The 18948-nt window shown below is 58.6% G+C and carries 6 protein-coding genes; 1 reads left to right on the top strand and 5 read right to left on the bottom strand.

The features are described from left to right. Window positions 1–33 precede the first annotated feature (33 nt). Genes BLU67_RS12105 through BLU67_RS07730 form a run of 5 tightly spaced genes read right to left on the bottom strand, consistent with a single transcriptional unit; the run spans window position 34 to window position 17626 of the window. Window positions 34–1788: a hypothetical protein gene (locus BLU67_RS12105; protein ID WP_143027373.1), complete on the bottom strand. Its 1755-nt coding sequence runs from the start codon at window positions 1786–1788 to the stop codon at window positions 34–36. Then, a complete protein-coding gene (locus BLU67_RS07745) occupies window positions 1781–3985 on the bottom strand; it encodes a 3'-5' exonuclease (RefSeq protein ID WP_092564657.1) in 2205 nt (734 codons plus the stop codon). The genes BLU67_RS12105 and BLU67_RS07745 overlap by 8 nt, the downstream gene beginning before the upstream one ends. After that, the gene (locus BLU67_RS07740; RefSeq protein ID WP_092564655.1) at window positions 3985–10320 is read right to left on the bottom strand and encodes a DEAD/DEAH box helicase; all 6336 of its coding nucleotides are present in this window, start codon (window positions 10318–10320) and stop codon (window positions 3985–3987) included. The genes BLU67_RS07745 and BLU67_RS07740 overlap by 1 nt, the downstream gene beginning before the upstream one ends. Then, entirely contained in the window at window positions 10317–14873 is a 4557-nt protein-coding gene (locus tag BLU67_RS07735; protein WP_092564653.1) for a DNA methyltransferase, read from the bottom strand. The genes BLU67_RS07740 and BLU67_RS07735 overlap by 4 nt, the downstream gene beginning before the upstream one ends. After that, a complete protein-coding gene (locus BLU67_RS07730) occupies window positions 14870–17626 on the bottom strand; it encodes a helicase-related protein (protein WP_092564651.1) in 2757 nt (918 codons plus the stop codon). Before BLU67_RS07730 ends, BLU67_RS07735 begins: the two co-directional genes overlap by 4 nt. Before the next feature lie 257 nt (window positions 17627–17883). Here BLU67_RS07730 and pheS point away from each other — a divergent pair, with 257 nt between their 5' ends. Then, window positions 17884–18945, top strand: a complete 1062-nt coding sequence (pheS, locus tag BLU67_RS07725; RefSeq protein ID WP_092564649.1) for a phenylalanine--tRNA ligase subunit alpha — start codon at window positions 17884–17886, stop codon at window positions 18943–18945. The last annotated feature ends 3 nt before the right edge of the window (window positions 18946–18948 follow it).

Below are 18948 nucleotides of genomic sequence, written 5' to 3'. Positions count from 1 at the left end.
TCGTCGCTCGCCAGCGGTTTAGCATCTCGGCGACTAAACGGAAGGTGCGTCGTCAGGTGCATTACTGAGCAACCGATGAAAGGAAAACTCGCAGAATTCCTCAATCTTATCGTGCGTCAGACCATCTAATAGTCGCTCGACTTCCAATCGACTGCCCAGGAGAGCTGATATAGTAATTAGATTATCCAGGTCATCGTCGATTGTCGGCTTTGTGACTATCTCTTTACGCAATGAAATCAACAGGTCTAACTCTTTGCTATCAAGCGGACGTAACATTGAGACTGCTTGCAGAGTTCGTACTGCAATGCCAATGGACCGCAATCCAGCGCCCTGTGCCATTGATCCTACTTCTGCCGCTATCGCCGCATGGTAATTAGGCGTTGTGTGCTCGCCAGTGCAGCGCAATAAATATTCAATTAGCCATTCTAGTCTAGAAGTGTTATTGGGAGTGCTAGGAAGCCTTGAGTATGCCGAAACGATCTGGTCGGGGCAGAGGTTTCCACAACGCTCGATTTCTTCTTGCGTGAGCAGGTCATATCCGGTAGCCCAGAACCCAGAGTTATTGTCTGCAGAACCGTCATGTTCGATCCACAATACGCAGTCGAAAAGGCTGCCAAGTTTAACGTCTTCTCCTTCGTCGGCCTGAATAACGAGTGCTAATTCTAATCCGCCTAAACTCTGTTGAAACCGTGATGATCCAGATATTGGTCTGCTGAGCGGTTGTCCGCGGTAGAAGTATCCATGAATAGCATGTATTGAGTTCCACTCGGAAGCTAGTATTCGTGCTGGATACAAGATTGTGGTGTCGATCTTTAATTCATTCGCGACTTCCTGTAGTTCTCTCAGATTGGCCAGATGTGCGGAGATGTCGTCGGAGTCTTGTGGTGTGTTTGACTTGTAGCGGTGCGGTATTCCGTTCACAGTGATTGTCCCGGTGTCAAGCAGCGCGTTAACTAAGGTGTATATTTGATATATTTCTATATATGGGACGTTAGGATGAGGGGCGAGCTCCAATTTGGCTCTATTGTCGAAAATCTTGAACGTCGCCCAGTCTGTAAGGCGCAAGACAAGTAGCTTTTCTTTCTCATAAATCTCACCTCTTGTCTCCAATTTGATCTCGCCGACCTGTATAGTTATCGTGCCTATGCTACGGATCCTTCGGAGGACGACCGGAGTGTAAAATGCAAATCCTTCGATTTCGTTTTCGCCGTCGAGCATATAAAAATCGGCAGTTTCCGGAGTCAGAAATATTTCATCTTCTGTGTAGTTGATCGGCTGGGCAGATTTGATTTGTAAAGTTGTCAAAGAAGCCAAGGGGTCTTTATTTGGGTGTTCCCTAAGCCGCTTCGTGGATATCCCAAACTCTACGATACGCTTGAGTTCGTCGGGATGTTTCGGGAGTTGTTTTAGGGGTATTCTGAATTTATTGGTTGATTCCGATAGTAGTTTACAGATCAAAGGGGGAGTAAGGAGAGCGTACATGTTTTTCTGGGAGGTCTTTTGAGGGTCGACGCGTATGGCTACGAAAAGCACAGTCTCCAGCTTTTGGAATCCTTCCAGCGTGGCGCGATCTAAACTAAAAGTCTTCCCAAGGCGCTTTCTGCCTTTAATTTGGACATCTAATCGACCTACAAATGTATCCTTAGCTCGTGAGTCTCCTTCATATAGATCGATATGGCCATCTGTGAAAGGCCCCGAATCTGAGGTGTTGAAGCTCGGCACCAGATGTTGAGATTCTGCGAAAAGACAAGTTGCTGTTCCCACGGCAGTGAACTCGGCGTTACTCACTTCTGGACCTATCTGTAGTTTCTTTTGCTCGCCGCGTCACGACAAGCTCGTCACGCGCGCGGGTAGCGGCGACGTAGAGAAGGGACCGTTCGCGCAGTATGCCATCCTCGCGATCAGCCTCGGTGAGGCGGTCGATGGCCCACGGCGCGGGGATCTCACCGCTGCCGGCGCCGAGGACGATGACGTGCTGGAACTCGATGCCCTTGGCGGAGTGCATCGTCATGACGGGGACCTGGCCGGGTGTGAGTTCGGCGTCGCGCCTGCGTTGGCTAGCGGGGATATTCCGATCAACGAGGGCGCTGGCGGCATCGCGGGCGCGGGACTCGGCCCGGGCGAGGACGCCGATGGCTTCGGGCTTCACGCCGTCGTCGATCCAGCGGGTGATTTCGCTGGCGACGGCTATCATCTCATCGTCGGCGTTGCTGACGTCGAGGATGCGTGGGGCGGGGCCGGAGCGCACGGAGCGGTAGTCATCGCTGCGCTCGCCTTCACCTTCGAGATCGGTGATGGCGTTGCCGTCGAGGATGGAGATGGCGTAGGCAAGGTTTTCCGCGGTGGTGCGGTAGTTCAGGCGGAGGCGGCGGGCGCGACCGCGGATGTTTATGCCGTATTGCGAGAGCGTGATCTTATGGCCGTAGATGCGCTGGTGGGAGTCTTCGGCGATGAAGAGGTCGTTTCGTCCTTCGGCGACGAGGGCACGCAGGAGCTGCCAGTGCAACGGGTTGAGGTCCTGGGCTTCGTCGACGAGGACGTGATCGGCGATGGGGGCCTCGCGCGCTTCGAGGATTTCGGCGGCAAGCGCGGCGACTTCGGGGAAGGAGAGTTGGCCATCGATTTGGGTGGTGGCACGGAACTGGGCGAAAACCTTCCACAGTTCTTGGCGCTGGCGGCGATTCAGTGGCGTGCCGCGGCCGGTGCGGGCGACCCGGACGTAGCTGCGCTCGTCAAGGATGCGGTTGGCCAGGACGATGTAGACGTACTCCTGCTCGAGAAAGGCAGGGTTGGCTAGTTCCTCGGTGACGTCCGGGTCGGCCATGACGACGGCGTCGTCCCAGGCCTTTTTCGCGTTGGTCACGCGCTGGTTGCCGATGGTCGCGGCGACGCCGAGGACACGCTCGGCGGCGAGCTGCTTCTCATCATCCGTGGCCGTGGCAAGGACATGGCTAGCGATCTGGTCAATTCCGGTGATCGCGACGCCAGGCTCGCCCAGACCAACTTGGGGGATCTTGGGCGCGAGTCGCGAGAAGTTCTCAGCCAGCGAGTCGGCGAGCGTCCGGGTGAAGGTCGTCAGCACGATGCGAGAGTCCGGCTCTCCTCGATACAGGTAGCGGGCGCGGTGCAGCAGGACGACAGTCTTGCCGGTGCCGGCGCCGCCGGAGAGGCGATAGGCACCCTTCCACGATCCTTCGGCGTAGCGTTTCTGCTCGGGGTGGAGAAAGACGCGCCAGCGATCGATGTCCATCGACTCGAGGGCTTCGCGCAGCTCGTCGGGGCTCTCGCCGACGTAGACGAATCCGACGGAGGACGACTTCAGGGCTTCGACGATCGAGTCGTCGGAATCATCCGTCGCGGGGGTCGCAGGCAGGCCTAGATCGGTGCGGACGGCCTCGAGCGAGTCGCCCGTTGCTAGGCCGAGGAGCATGAGTCCTTGGGCTTCGGGGGCACGATCAATCACGGCAGTCAGTTCTGCCGGTGTCGATGCGGCGAGCGCAGGTGCCGCGAAGGCCTCCGAGATACCGGTCTCAATGAGGCTCTCGGTGTCCCAGTTCTCGGGCAGGTGATTGACCCACTCGGGCGCGATCGGCTCCGTCGGCGCGGTCTGTTCGTAGGTGACGCGCGGGGTGAAGACCGGCTCGGGGGTCTCCACGGGCTCTTCGTAACGGAACTCGGGCATGCCGAGCGCGAGGTTGAAGTCGAGGATCGTGTTGCGAGCGATGCGGATGGCGTCGTCGTGGTTGTAGGTGCCGTGATAGATGTAGTGCGCCTGACCGCCGGAATCTAGCCGGAAAAGGACAGCTCGGTATTGCTTGGAGACTCGGCCAGTGCGGGCGCGCCGGTCTCGGGCATCGATCATCGGCTCGATATGGAGGCCGGGAGTCGTGTCGTCCTTCTGCAGCTTGTGGAGGAAGTCAAGCACCTGGTTCTTGATTGAGCCGTCGACCTTACTCTGGTGAGAGGCCATGGTGACGTAGGGCATTACGATTCCTTCCTGCAAACGGCGGCCACGACGCCGTCGATGTCGTCAAGGCTTAGTACGGCCCACTCGGGCGCATCGAGGGTGCCAATGTCCTCGGGGTAAAGCACGGCAATGTGGCGATCGGGCCAGCTCACGACGGTAGAGAGGCCTGCGAGTTCTTCGCCAACCTCCGGCAGGGGAGCGCCTGATTCCGCAAGAGCTGTGAGGAGTGGTTTCTCGTCGTCGTACGCATCCGAAATGAGGTCGACCCACTCCTGCGAGAACTCTGCCTCGGCGGAACTCTCCTCGGGTTCGGCTTCATCGAGCGCGGGAAGCAGGAAGTCGGCAGTGGACGTCGTGACGGCGTGAAGCTCGTCAGGGGCCTCGGTAAAGGCCAGCAGAGTCGACCACAGTAGCCACTGCTGCCACGCGGCACGGAAGTCCTCATCGCCGACGGCTCCATCCTCCAGGTGTAGAACCGTTCGATTTCGGCTGCCATCGCGGGCCGAGGAGCTGCGGAACACGAGGTGCGGAGTAGTAAAGCCCCAGAGGCGCCGGTCTGCTTCCTTGGTCAGAAGGAAGGATTGAAGGAGTGTCGCCGTTGCCTGGTCCAGTCCCGGGGCGAGAGCCGTGGGCTCCAGTGCCGGTGGCAGCGCTCCGGAGTTGAAGAAGGAAGCGGGCAGGCGCTTTGCGAGGATGCGCCAGCGGTCCAGGCCGGGATTCAGCATCCACTCCCACAACAGGCCCATGGTGCCGGTGCCAATCGCGGCGACGAGTTTGGAATCGAGGCCAAGCTTTTGCATGAGCAGATCAAGCATCCGCTCTTCGACTCCCGCGGCTGCCTTCCAGTCCTGACTCGACTTCTTGCTCGCGAAGCGCTCGATGTCCTGCAGGGTGACGGCCCAGGGAATGATGCCCTTAGCTCGCAGGTTCTCCCGCTTGATCGCGTCATCGCCGACGCGGTTATGGGCCGGGGTGGCGTGGAACTCGAATCCATCTGTGTAGATCGCGATCTTGGGGATATTCGTATCTTCGGACGAGAGCACGAAGTCGGGGCGGGTACCTTCGATGGTCACCTGCGGATCGAGTTTCCAGCGCTTCCCCTTCAACGTGAAGACGAGCTTTTCGCCCACGATCGTCGGTGTCGCCTCCACCTGCGCTTTCGATGCCTTGAGGCGGTCCTTCAACGCTTCGCGGAAGCGTATTTCCAGCGGGCTCTCACCACGCGAGGGATCGACTGTTCCAAAGCGAACGTTCCAGCGCGCTGGGTCAGGATCGGGGTGGTTTTCGTCCACTCCGAGCAGTAAGCCGAGAACGCGCAACGCCTCAAGACGGGAGACATTGTCTTCTTGCTGGTTAGGCGCATAGGGCAGGAGGCAACGATGGCATGCCCGGCGGTCATCGAGCTGGCAGGGACAGTCACGGCAGATGCGCCACGCGGTAGCGAGGACATCGAAGATGACTTCTGGGTTCTTGAACGAGGCAAGGTATCCCGTCCCGCCCGGAACGGTGTCGTGCACGAGGAAGCACTGTGAGGCGGGCTGTTTCGGATCTGGGACGCTGATGATCTGCAGATGCCCCGGTGTTCCGCCGAGTCGTTCCTTCAGGCCGAGCAGGATTGCGGCGTGAAGGGTCGGTACTGAGAACTGTCCCGCAGCGGAGGCCTGTGGTGGCAGGGTGAGTTTCACTCCCTGGGTGGACAGCTTGCGGGCGAGAACGAGTGGGCGGGTGTGTTCTTCCGTTGCATTGCGGTACTTACACCAGAACCGGTGATTATCCCGGGAGTTGTGGCGCGCAGTCGGGTCGAGCTTGCCACAGTATTCGCACAGCGGGAACAGGGGAGCGGTGATCTTCTTGCCAGCGATTTCGTACGATTTTCCGCCTACGCCTTGTCGGCCGAGATTCAGCCAGGTGATGTCAACGCTGCGGAGGTACTCGGAGCCGAACCCAGTCGCGTCGACCTGCCAAGGACCTTCGACGTAGGCGTCGTTGATATCGGCGATCGGCGCGATCTCGAATCTGACGCGCTTGCGGTCGTCTGTCGAGTCGGAGATCGAGGCTTCGTCGCGCCGAACTTCGGCGGAGACCTTCGACAGCACGATGACGTCGTAAACGTTGCCGGTGTCGTTGATACCTCCGGCGCCGCAGCGAATACACCGCGTGGCAAGTCCGCCGTACGTGAGGGGAGATGCGCTCAGTAGGGTGACGGAGTGGCGCCAGCCGCACGATGGGCACATCTGCCAGTATTCGGCGTCGCGGAGATCCGGGCCGAGGTCCACGGCATCGATAGCAATTTCCATGCCCTGGACGTAGAAGGTCGATCCGGGGGCGAGTTCCTGAATTGCGGAGGACGCTCCTCGACTGTACTCGTGCGGGGTGGCTTTGAACTCTTGAGTATCTTCGTCGCGAGAAATCACGGTCAGATCGAGATCGACTGAGTCTCCCACCAGCGTGTAGTTGGGGAAGACCCCGTAGGCTTCGAGCGCTGAGATCCAGAAGACTTTGCGCATCCCCGCGAGGCGCCCACCGATACGGGAAGCCTGCGCACGGGAGGATTTCAGGTCGCTTTCCGCCTTCTTGACTTCGGGTGAGTCTTCCGGATAGACGCTAACCGTATCCTCGAATTCCTTTTGGAGGGTGAGGATTGCTTTGTCCATGTCGGTTCTGCGGTGGCGGAGGTCTTCCAGGTCCCGCTGGAAGTCAGCGCTCGCCTGTTCCAACCGAACGGGCAGCTCGTTGTGCGCCCAGGATCGAAGTCGGTTGGATGCCTCGAGGGACAGGTGCGGGCCGAACTGGTTGATGAAGGTATCAAGCAACTGGTCGCCTGAACGCTCGACGAGTGCGGCCAACTGAGGCAGATAATCGCGGTCATTCTTCCACTGCAGAGCCCCGATCGCAGAACGAGGCTGGCGGAATTCAGCTGCGCGAGCGTAGGTATCGCCCACGAACGCGGTGAACTGCCGGGTCAGGATTTCCTCGGCTTCTAAGTACGTTGAGGGCGGAGCAACCTCGCCATTGATAATGCTCAGCGGGTCGTAGAGCTTTGGGAGGTGTTCGCCGCGCCCTCGTACAAAAGACAGCACAAGAGAATTACCGGTCTTGCGACCAGCTCGGCCGACACGCTGGACGTAGTTCGCAACCGTACGCGGCATAGACGCCAGCATCACGCATGAGAGGTCGCCAATGTCGATACCCATCTCAAGCGTGGGGGTCGCAACGAGCACATTGGGATCGTCTGGTTTTTGGTCCTCGGCACGGAACGCATCTTCATAGCTGCGACGAACATCATCGGGCAACAACGAAGTGTGCTCGCGAGAGACGACTCGCTTGCCAGCTGTCGCATACATCTGCCGGTAGTAATTGTCCGGCGAGGCTTCAGATCGAACATGGATCCCGGGACAGCGCAGCTGTAGACAGGGGGATCCATCGAGCTGCTTGACGGTGTTGAGAGTGCCGAAGAGTTTGGTTTGGCACACGGTGCATTGCAGCGAGTTGTCGCGGTCTGCAAGCCCTTGATCCGTCGGCACGGATAGGAAAATGCTGTGTGGGTCGAGCGCGTACACCGTAGCGGAGGTTTCGGTTTCGCACTTCTTCAACAGGTCGTTCTCTGCAAGGGCCGGCAGCAGCGCTGAAGCGAGACGGCCGCCGTCATCTTTCGGAATGCTGAGAACACGTGAGGTCCAGTCGGCGTACCACGAAGACCGTGGGCCAACCGGGTCGAGACCCGAGTCAGATGGTGTTGCTCCAACGATCGGGAATGCCGGTGCCGGTCGGCCTGCCGGAAACGCTGGCATTCCTTCGTTTCGATAGCGACCGCCCCAAAGGTGGTAACGCCGACCGTGGGAACGGATATAGCGACCCAACCAGGGATGGAAGATGCCGCCCTGAATCCGCATGCGGATAAGAAGACCGCGGACCCACGCGAGGAACTGCGTGTCGGTAGGACGAGCAACATCAAGGACACCCAGTGAGTCCCACAGCTCGTTCGCGATATCGAGGATGAGGGTGGGGGGCATATCCACTTCGGCCACGAGGGATCCCGTGAGCTCGAGGGTACGGCCGAGCCTCGATTGGAGACCGAGTTCGAGCGCAGCATCGAACTGAAATCGCTTGAGGACCCGATTGCGGGCACTCGCTACGGCACGGGCATCGGCTCCAACGGCCCAGAACTCCCTGAAACCGGGACGCTCAACAAGTTCTGGCGGAATGATCGCGTATTTCTCGTCAGCGTCGCCGAAGCGAGCGAGTCCGAGGGCGTCATCCGCGACTTGGGCAAGGGTCTTGACCTCACCTTCAGTGAAGGTCCGCCGGATCTGGGAGCGGAGCGCAAACGTGTGGGCTCGCGATTGGATAAACCCCGCGCGGTGGGCAGCGTCCTGGACGGAGTCGGTGAAGACCAGCGCCTTCTTCTCGCCGGCATCGAGTTCGGCATTTCCGAACATGTTCGAGATTGCCACCGAGGTCAGGGTCGCGATCGCAGACCCGACGAATCGAATGGCATCGGGAGCAAAACACGCGGGGCAGGCTTGGTCGGTGGATTGGTCGCCAGCGGTCGGTCCCGTATGCGTGAGGACTGGGATGATTCGCCCTTCCTGGAAATCGCGATCGTTCGAGTCCGGAAGATTGGTGGTGAGTTTGCGATCCACGGTGTGGAAGAAGCGGAGGTTGGTTTCGCGAATCGAGCGGGAGTTCTGGCCTTCGTTTAGTGCAGCGTCTGCTTCGCCGGCTGCATGCATGAGCGCGCGGAAGCTAGAGGAACGCCGCGCGGCCTCTTCGCGGATCTTCGACGGAGCCGTCCCAATCTCATCATCGATAGCCGTGGTGATTGCTCCCCACCCAGATTTGCCGCAATGGCGGCAATAGACCGCCGGTAGGTACAGAGCGGTGTCATCGTCGGCAACACCGTCGTCGCTCCACCGGTAGACGTGGCCGACGTCGACGGCGGCGTCAATCCGGCTGAGCTCTCGCACCCAGAGGTGGGTTTCTACTCCGAGAGCCTCCCGGCCGGACCGCGCGCGGATATGTGAAAGGTACGCGACAAGAATCTCGACGAACTCGGTGACTTCGGCGTGCGAGATTGTTCCGACTCGATCGGGGAACAGCTCATACGCAATGTCGCGGATGTGTACGGCATTGACAGTGATACACGCGAGCTGTTCGATCAGTGGGTGGTGCCGCACGCCGGCAAGAAGATTCGCTGGGGGAGTCTCGAAGAGCTTCCGGGTGAGTAGCTCGGGGAGGTCATCAACCGGGGTCTCATGAACCTGCTTGAGGAGTTCGGGGATCTGCCCGTAAATGACGTCAGTCGCTACCGGAGTTCCGGATTCCGATTCTGGTGACAGGGCTCGCCACGACTCGAAACTCATCCTGCTTTCGGTGACGAGAGCGGACGGTTCGAGCTCTTCACCGAAAACCGTGTGCGCGAAGTGAAGCATTGCTTCTCCTCCGTCGCCGGAGCCGAGGGTCGCTGAGGTTCCGACGGGTGTGATCCGTCCGAGGGGGCGCTTGCGATCCTCTTCGGTCGGTGGGTAAGGCAGCTGCGAAAGGTCGCTTGGCCAATACGACTTCAGTAGTGCACCGAGGCGCCGCAAGAGCATGGCGACGTCGGTTCCTTGAGCCCCGTCATAGGTGTGGAATTCATCGAGTACGAGGTACTGCAACGATGTTGCAGACTCCTCCCACAGCGCGGAGTCTTCCTCACGGAGGAGCAGCATGTCGAGCATCTTGTAGTTCGTGAGCAAGATGTCTGGCGGGTCTGTGCGCATCACGTAGCGATCAGTAATGAGGGACGTTGGTGTGACCCGGGAGGATTCCGGTCCCTCTTCTCCTGTATAGATACCTGCCCGCACGCTGCTCAGACGAGCGTCGGAAGAAAGCAACTCCGCCAATCGATGTGCCTGATCGTTCGCGAGGGCATTCATCGGGTAGAGAATGAGTGCCTTGATGCCTGAAATCCCGGCGGCCTGTGCCCGCAGGACATGGTCGAGAATCGGATAAAGGAACGCTTCGGTCTTTCCGGAGCCAGTACCTGTGGTGACGATTATGGGTTCCGGCCGACGGAACCCGCCGTTAGGGGATTGCGCTTTGAGCCGTGCGAATGCCGCCGCTTGGTGACCGTACGGGACGAAACCCTCGGGTAGGTACTCGAGTGCGGAACGGGGATCAATCGTCGATGGCTCGTAGGGGAGACGTAGCCGAATGAAGGGTCCCTTGAACATGCCGGTATTTCCGGATGTCAGGAACTCGTTGACAGCGCGCTGCGCGCCTGTGTTAGACAAGGCGAACGTCGTCGCGAGATAGTCCGTCAGACCATGGGTGATCTGCGAAGCTAGGCGCGTCGGCAACAATTCGCTCATTCAGGGTCCTTGTGGAGAAGGGGCTCGAACTTAGCGTAAGCCGCACGCATGTCTTCCTCGCGGTCCAGCAAAACGAACGGCAGTTCGAACGTGTACGTCACGCCAGATTGAGGGTGTGTCCACGTCCGGTCATCGCGCGTGAGGCCTTCGTCGCCTACCTTTTCCCACAGCTTCACGATTTCCCTCGGGACCTTTCGCCCGTTCGCGTCGTAACGGTCAACTTTTTCGTAGCGGTGGTGAAGAACCGAGAACTGTGTTCGATAGATCGTGCAGAGCTCATCCGCGGTGATGCCTAGTTCCAGGGCTGCGAGTGCATCGAGCTCAACCAAGAGTTGGCGGCGCTCGCGGGCGTTGCGTTCGGGAGAGGCTGAAGTCCACGGCGTGCCCATAGCTTCCTCCCACAGTTCCGCGAAAACAGAAGAGACGCACACTAGACGAGAAGCGTGCCCGACGATGATGGAGGAGGCAGGAGAACCTACATTAAACCGGGGCATCAGCTCGAGGAGATCAAAGCTGATTTTCGATGCTCCACCCGCTTTCACCATAAAGTCGGTCGGAAGTGACGCGCCAATTCCTAGTTGCCCTAAGAGTTCGGTTGCATTCGCGAAGCCGCCGGCAGAATAGACGGCGTGCACGTGCGCTGCTCCAGGAGGTATTACCGTTGGATAGAACGTGCGAACTCCAGTGACGGCAGCCATATTGCGCCAAGCTAGGCGGTAAAAGTCTCTGACGGGCTTCTTGGAACCATCAGGGAGTGTCCAAGTGCCGTAGTTGGAGTCGTAATCGACATCGCCATCCCGATTTGGCTGGTAGCTTGTGCGCGGAATGAAGTTGGACGGTAGCACTTCTAGGTCCAATTCGGTGTAGTCCCGATTGCTCCGCATCGAGGGATTGGCTTCTTGAAAGAATGGGTTGGCAATGCTGAAGAAAGGACCCTGCAAGATGACGTCATCCCATGACACGTTTACCTTGCTTCCAACCTCAAAATATCCCCTCTTACGGTCCATTGCTTCGTCCCAACCGCGCGAGAACTGGAGATGAAGATTCCGGACTCGTGGGGCATGAGCGAGCTTGTTCAGCACCTCTGTACTCGCTCGGTTCACGGGATAGAGCATCGTTGCCTCCTCGGCAGGTGTGCCAGGTTTGTCTGAGATGCTTGCCCAAGCTTCCAATACGTCGTTGTCGACTCGGATGAGCCTCTCTGCATGCGGACGACGGTCCCACTCGTTGTTTGAATCCTTCAAGCCAGGGATTTCGCCGCTGCCATCATGTTTGAGAGATCGGGTGACGGTTTCGGGATGGTAGAGCGAGCTTGCAGTGATGAAGGAAGCGCGTTCAAGACGGGGCCCGTAGATATGAATGCCGTATACTACATGGTTGCTGATCTCATAGAGCATTAATTCATTCAGGAATTGCCAGTGTCTTCTCAGACGTGAGTAGGTCTCTCTGCGCAGCGCACCGGCCTTCTTCTCCGTCAAGTGCGATTCTGGATGAACGAGGCCAACTACGCCAATAGCTGCCATATTCTGCCAGGTCTTTGACATAAAGGACCGATATAAATCAGGCTGCAACCCTCTCAGTAGCGGGTACTGACTTGGAGATCCAAGGAATGCGGCGGTCACCGGTATCTCCGGGGCAGCTTCGATGATTGATTCCCGAGCTCCTGGTTGCTCGAGGGCACGTTGCTGACGCGTTCGCTTTGCTGCCTGGGTGGGGCGGTGTGCGAGTTGGAACCAAACGTCGGTCTCTGCAAATAGAGCGTCCATGTCGGATCGAGGGCGCACCCAAGGCGGATTTCCGACTTGAAGGTCGAACCCACCATTCGAGAAGACGGAGGCAAAGTCCAGTTCCCAATGGAAGAAACCCTGGCGTTTTGCTACGCTGTCACAAACTCTTAGCCATGGGTATGCGTCCGACAGTCGAGTTGTGTCCGCCGATCCCGCAAGCTCAAGATCTAGCGTTTCAGCCTCGCCCAGATCGTCCCACGTTAATGCTGAAGAGAACGTTGGCTGGGTGGCATCAACATGAGTTCCAAGGATGTCTTTTAATGCTTCGATCCATTTCTCCAAACTGGGTGGATTGATCTCCGTTTGAAGTGGCCAGAACCAGAGGGCGCACCATGCGTCCATCACTCGGCGTAGGCGCATATACGCCCCGTTGGGATCACGAAGACTCGATTCGATCTGTTCGCGAGTGATTCTGTTCTGAGTGAACTCGCGACGATGCGGCCAGTAGTCAATGAACCTTCGAGCTTCCGACTCGGCTATTGAAAGTCGGTAGAGGACAAACCGCCATAAAGTCTCGACCCGTTTAGCGAGCCCCTTCAACTCTTTCACCTGAGCCTTGGACAGTTTGACCCGGATCGAGCGCACCCATTCCTTGAGGCGTTTCACTTCGTCGTCTGCGATGCCCCTTAGCTCCTTGGCATCCGCCGCGGCACCCCAACCTTCGCTAGGCAGGAGGAAATGATGGATCCCATCAGCGATAGCGTTGTCAGCCCCATCGAGCGCTGCGTTCGCGAGACCACTAAGCGGGACGTCACGCGGGGCTTCGGTTAGGTACAGCTTCTTCGCAACTTGTTGGGGAGAATAGACCGCTCGTTTGGCCCCGATGAGGGAGTTGCCTCGCCGTAAATGGAGACCAAACCATGGCGCGTGAAGCCCAGGAAGCATCGTGTCGAGCCACAGCGAAACCTCCGCGAGTTCGACTGCTGTGGCATTGAGATCCACTCCGTAGATCTGGTGAAGGGCGATGTGGGCCTTCACCCTCTGCAGCTCGAGTGGATAGTCCTCTGCAGATATCTCTTCCCCGAGCTCCTTCTGCTTCCGCTCCAGGTACTCGGCCGCTAGTTGCCTCACAGCCTCGAGAGCGAAGGCGCCAGATCCGAGCGCTGGCTCGCAGACGGTGAGCTTTAGGATGTCGTCGGCGGCTGTGTCCTCTGTCAACAATTCCTCGAGCGCCTGTGATACGACGAATCGGGTTATCACTTCCGGTGAGTAGAACGACGCTGACTGTTGCCGCTCACGACCAGCGAGCCGGAAAACGAAGCTGCCCTTCTTATGGAGTACCGGTTTACGGGTATTTGTGACGTCATCAAGACGCGTGACGAGGTGTCGATTTTCAATGTCATCTGCCTGGTGTACGGGAACCACCCACGAGCCAGCAGATGCGTCCCCGTCTTTGGCGACTTCTCGTAGGTCTTCCTTGGCAATGAATCCTGTATAGCTCATCAGTCCTTCATAGACCGCGCCTAACTGGTTGATGCCTAGATTGGCGTAGGAGATGAAACCACGGTCATTGGATGAACGCTTGGAGAGTAAGAGTCTTTCAAGAACGCGTTGGAGCTCAGCATTCGACAATCCCACGTCATCGATGAGCGAGGTCGCCTCGGGTTGGAACAAGTCAGCTTTGAGTGGCTCGAAGGTGAGACCTTCAGTTTCGTCCGATTCGGTGCCAGACCGACGTTGCGACGGGTGATCGCCATTGACGAGTTGGAACAGTAAGGCGAGCGATTCATATATGTGAGTGCCGCTACGAGAGTGGTAGCTGGAAAGCTCGACCTGAATGAGTTCGCGTAGCCGATCCAGTCCATACCCGGCGTCGTACTCGCCGGCACCTTTCGGAAGGACTCCAAGTTCGGGGGAAGCCTCGGCGTAAAGCAGGAAGAGAATCCGGTACAGATAGCGCAGCGACTGTCGAGCGAGTTCCTGGCCATCAAGGTCATCATTGCTTAGCCCACGAGCAGTTCGCCGAACCAGAACGTCGTTCGCGATGATCTCGATCGATTCACGAATGCCATCGCGGAGATCCTTTGAAACACCGACGGCGTGCTCACGAGATTCCTCCAGGCGTACATTCCACCAGATAGTGCCGTCAGAGTCCGGGACGAGAGAGTTCCTCGAGAAGATCGAGAGAAAGCGGTTGATCTCGCCCTTGTCCTTCGCGTCGTTTCTCTCGGCTACGAGTTGAACATCAGCGCCGAGATAGCGGCCTTCCGGCCAGCGCTCACGGTCCGTCAAGAAGAGATAGGAACCAGCAGAAACAACGATGAATTGTGGCGAAGGCGAGGAGAGATAGAGCTCCGAGAGCACCTTCCCAATTGGTTCAAGTCGATCCTTGCCATCGACCCGATGGACGCCAATCAGATATGACGAAGTAAAAACATCATCGATGCTCTCGGCAGGGGTAGCCGTCAGCCACAGGACCTCACGGTCGCCTCCAAGGACCACTCCGGTGATTTCGTAATCCGTGCTGCCACGCTCAAACGTGAGAATCTCTGGCTGCTGCCCGAAGCCAAGAACTCCACGCAGCTGTGCGGAAACGTCAAGGATCGCATCCTCGCCAGCTTCGTCGAGGGTCGCGAGTTTCGCTTGAAGGTCTGCGCGTTGGGAGGAGAACCGGGTGATCGGCGTGGAGTACCCGTCCGCCTTATCGGCCTTCCAGGTCTTAACGAGGTCCGCCTGTGCGCTCGCGAACGTAGCGCCTTTGTCGGCGGTGAAGTAATGCTCGCTGATCCACTCTTCGACGTTGACTATCGAATCGAACTCGCTCATGCTGCGCCTCCAGTTCCTTCGCGCGGAACGACGACAAGTAGTGGACGAATGATGCTCTGCGCAGGAGCCATTTGCCGAGCCAGTTCCTGTTCCACACGAACGCGTTCCCGACGATCCTGAACCTCACGGCGCTGAACTAGCCCCGCAGCCTCCGCATTCCATTCCTCTGCACGCTTGAGCCAGTCAGCCAAGAGGGAAGCGGACTGGTTTGCGAGGCCGTCGTACATCATGCCCAAGTGGCCCTCCGCGGCATCAATAGCCGGACCAACGAGTGAGCCGAGATCGGCTGTGTCCACGGGACCGGGATTGGCAGCTCTCGATGTCAACCCGATTGACTCCAAGTACTCTCCGATGTCCCGGATCGGGTGAGCGAAGCCGTCCGAGACTGTCATGAAAGTGCGATTGAGGAGTTGACCGCGCTGATTGGTGATGGTGCCTAATAGTAGGAACTCTGGAGATTCCACGTCCCCGCGTATGGCGAGGACTTCGTTTTGCGCCATTGACGCGAGCGCCCGATCGGAGGCCCAGTCCAGAACGGGGTGTAACGGCCCAAGGAAATGTGCTGCCGGCCAGTTGGTCTCGTCAGACTGCCGAGCGCTCAGCAGCGAGCGTTTGCCCGTAGCGGGTGACGTTGCCAGCCGAAGCGAATCCGCGACTCGGCGCTCTTTCAAGTAATCCTGGGGAAGGAATGTCAGTCGCCTCCGCAGGTCTGCCGGGGGAGTGAGGCTAGCGACGTCGTGCTCGTCGTCGACCACCCAATCGACCTTCTCGTAGGGGTCGCCGAATGCTTCACCAAGTGCTTGGGAAAGGAACTCAAGATCTGAATCAAAGAGTTGCCGACCGTTAGACGTGACGACGACATCAGAAAGGTTCGAGGAATCCTCGTCCCCGTCAAGCCCCGCAAGGAGTTCATCAAAGAAATCACCAACAGGTTCTGGGATCGTCTCCTCGATGTCCCGGCCTTCGGCGAGCATCTTGGCGATGGCATCTTCCTCCGCTTTGATGGAGTTCTTCCCCATGATCGATGCCACGTCTGGCAGAATCTTGTGCGCCTCATGCTCTTTTTCGACCAGCCGAGTGAGCACTCGAATATCACCCGAGAACTTTTCCGAGTCCGGTTGCAGCAGGAGCGTAGCGATCTCTGGAGTGTGTCGTTGTCCGTAGCGATCGATGCGACCGTTGCGCTGTTCGATCCGGATCAGCGACCAGGGAATGTCGTAATGCACGAGAAGGTGACACTCCGCGTGCAGGTTCACGCCTTCGGAAGCCACATCGCCCGTAACGAGAACTCGAAGTTCGGACGTGCCCCGTTTGAAGTCCTCCACAATCTCCTGTTGCTCAACATCGCTCAAGCCGCCGTGCAGCAGACCGATGGCGCCAGCGGGCAGACCTAGACTCTTCGGAAGAGTCTCTTGCAGGAATTTGAGCGTAGCGATTCGTTCCGCGAACACCACGGCACGGGTATCCGAGCCTCGGCCAACCCCCTTGTCCTTCAGATGGTCGACAAGAGCTTCAAACTTCGCGCTCACTGATTCGTCAGCTTCCTCGGCCAATATGAGGAGTCTTCTCAGGGCGCTAACCTCGCGATCGGCGCTCGCGGATTGATCGCCCGATACGTCGATGCGCTGGAGCCGACTTTCGATCGTTTCGCGCAGCGCTGCAGGAGACGACAAGAAGGCCTTGGCAAGGGTCCAACCGAAAAGATGGTTCGACGACGGTGACGTGGTTTTCGAATAGAGCCAGGTGTCTGCGAGATCCTGAGCAACGGCATTCTCTGCGGGTGAGGCATCAACCAGGAGGTTCAACGGCTCGGCACGCTCCGCCCAATCGGTCCCCACCTCGGATGCGACCTCGGGGCTGTAGCGGTGGCGGCGCACGATGAGCTTGCGCGCTGCTTCTTCATTGATCTCGCCATCCGGGCTCACAGCAGTTGGATCAAGGAGCCGGATGAGCTCGGCGAAGGATTCGTTCTTTCCGTTGTGAGGGGTCGCAGAGGCGAGGATTAGGGCATCTGTCCGCGGAGCGAGGATACGTGCGAGCTCGTTGTTCAGGGTTCCGGTGTTCGTGAGGTTGTGCGATTCGTCGATGACAACGGCGTCCCAGCGTCGCCTTTTGAGATGCTCGCGGTAGCGGGGCGTCTTGAGAGTATCGATCGAGATGATGGCGCGCTTGAAGTAGGTAAAGGGATTGCGGGTCGCCGGTATCTGTTGACGGATCCGCTGGATGCCTTGCGAGTCGAGGCGCACGAATGGCAGGGCGAAACGGCACCACATTTCGTGCTGCATCTGCTCCAGGACGTGCCGAGGAGTCACGATCAGGATGTTGTCACCGCGTCCGCGAGCGACGAGTTCCGACAGGATCATGCCGATCTCGAGAGTCTTACCGAGACCCACGGCGTCTGCAATGAGAATGCGAGGACGGATGTTCGTGGGATCGAGCGCTTTGGCGACCGCGATCCGCTGATAGTTGAGTTGCTCGGCCAGCATTCCGGTGGAAACTGTCAGAGCGGCTGAGGTAGCCGGCTCGGGGGTCTTGCGAAGAGTCGTCTCGAGAAAAAGTCGTGTCTTGCGGTAGCGGGGAGTGTCATCCGCGATGATCTTTGCGTTACGGGGGTCAACAACTTCAATTCGGTCGAGATCGGAATAGAAAGCGGCCTCGGTGCCTCTAACCAGCTCAGTCAGACCGCGGACTTGGATGAGGGTGCCGGACGCGGTTGCTTCGGTTCCAGTGACAAGCCAATCCTCGTCTCGCACTCGAACAACCGACCCAGGAGCAACGTTTGGAGCGGAGTTCGCCACGGGAGCTGCAGTGCTCACACACTCTCCTTGTGAGACAGGTATTACTACGACCACCCCAGTCTAGGTCAGGGGCCATAAGCAAGCAGGCCGTGGTTACAGTGACGCATTCATAGCGGATAGCGGTGATCTGCCTCAATCTAGAGGAGTGGATGCGAACAGATCCTATTGAAGTTTGGCGCTAAACTGCACGGTGGAACCCACGAAAGGTCGTCATGTCTGATACTCCGCTGAGCCCGCTGGATGAAGCGGGCGTCGAGTCTGCGGTAGCTGAGGCTCTCGCAGCGATCGAAGAAGCTGACTCACTCGAGAGCCTCAAGGCTGTTCGTCTCGCGCACGCTGCGGATGCGTCGCCGCTTGCTGGCGCTAATCGCCAGATCAAGTCGCTGGATCCGAAGGATCGTGCCGCTGCTGGAAAGCGCATGGGCCAAGCCCGCGGTCGGGTCAACAAGGCCATCGCCGAGCGTGAAAGTGTGCTGAAGAAGCAGGAAGCAGAGCGGGTTCTGCTTGAAGAGAGCGTGGATGTCACCATTCCGGCTCGCCGGCTGGCGCACGGCGCGCGCCACCCAATCGGCCTGCTCATGGACGACATCTCTGACTTCTTTGCCTCGATGGGCTGGCAGATCGCCGAGGGCCCCGAGGTGGAACACGAGTGGTTCAACTTCGATGCACTGAACTTCGGGCCAGACCATCCGGCTCGCCAGATGCAGGACACCTTCTTCGTGGATGCCCCCGGTTCCCATCTGGTCATGCGTACCCACACCTCACCGGTGCAGGCACGCACCCTGCTCAAGCAGGATCCGCCGCTGTACATCGCTTGCCCAGGCAAGGTCTTCCGCTCAGATCAGCTCGATGCGACCCACGCCCCGGTATTTCACCAGGTGGAAGGGCTCGCGGTCGACAAGGGGTTGACCATGGCCCACCTCAAGGGCACGTTGGATCATTTCGCGAAATGGATGTTTGGCGAAGAAGCGCATACACGCCTGCGCCCCTCCTACTTCCCCTTTACCGAGCCGAGCGCTGAACTCGACCTGTGGTTCCCACAGAAGAAGGGCGGCGCCGGATGGATCGAATGGGGTGGCTGCGGCATGGTCAACCCCAACGTGCTGCGCGCCTGCGGCATCGATCCCGAGGAATACACCGGCTTCGCCTTCGGCATGGGAATCGAGCGCGGCGTCATGCTGCGCCACGAGATCAACGACATGCGCGACATGGTGGAAGGCGACATGCGCTTCACCACTCAGTTCGGCCCGACTTCGCATGCAAGGGGAATCTAAGAC

The organism is Bowdeniella nasicola (genome assembly GCF_900107735.1).
Classification (GTDB): domain Bacteria; phylum Actinomycetota; class Actinomycetes; order Actinomycetales; family Actinomycetaceae; genus Bowdeniella; species Bowdeniella massiliensis.
The sequence above is the reverse complement of the archived record's forward strand: the minus strand, read 5'-3'. Positions and strand labels throughout refer to the sequence as shown.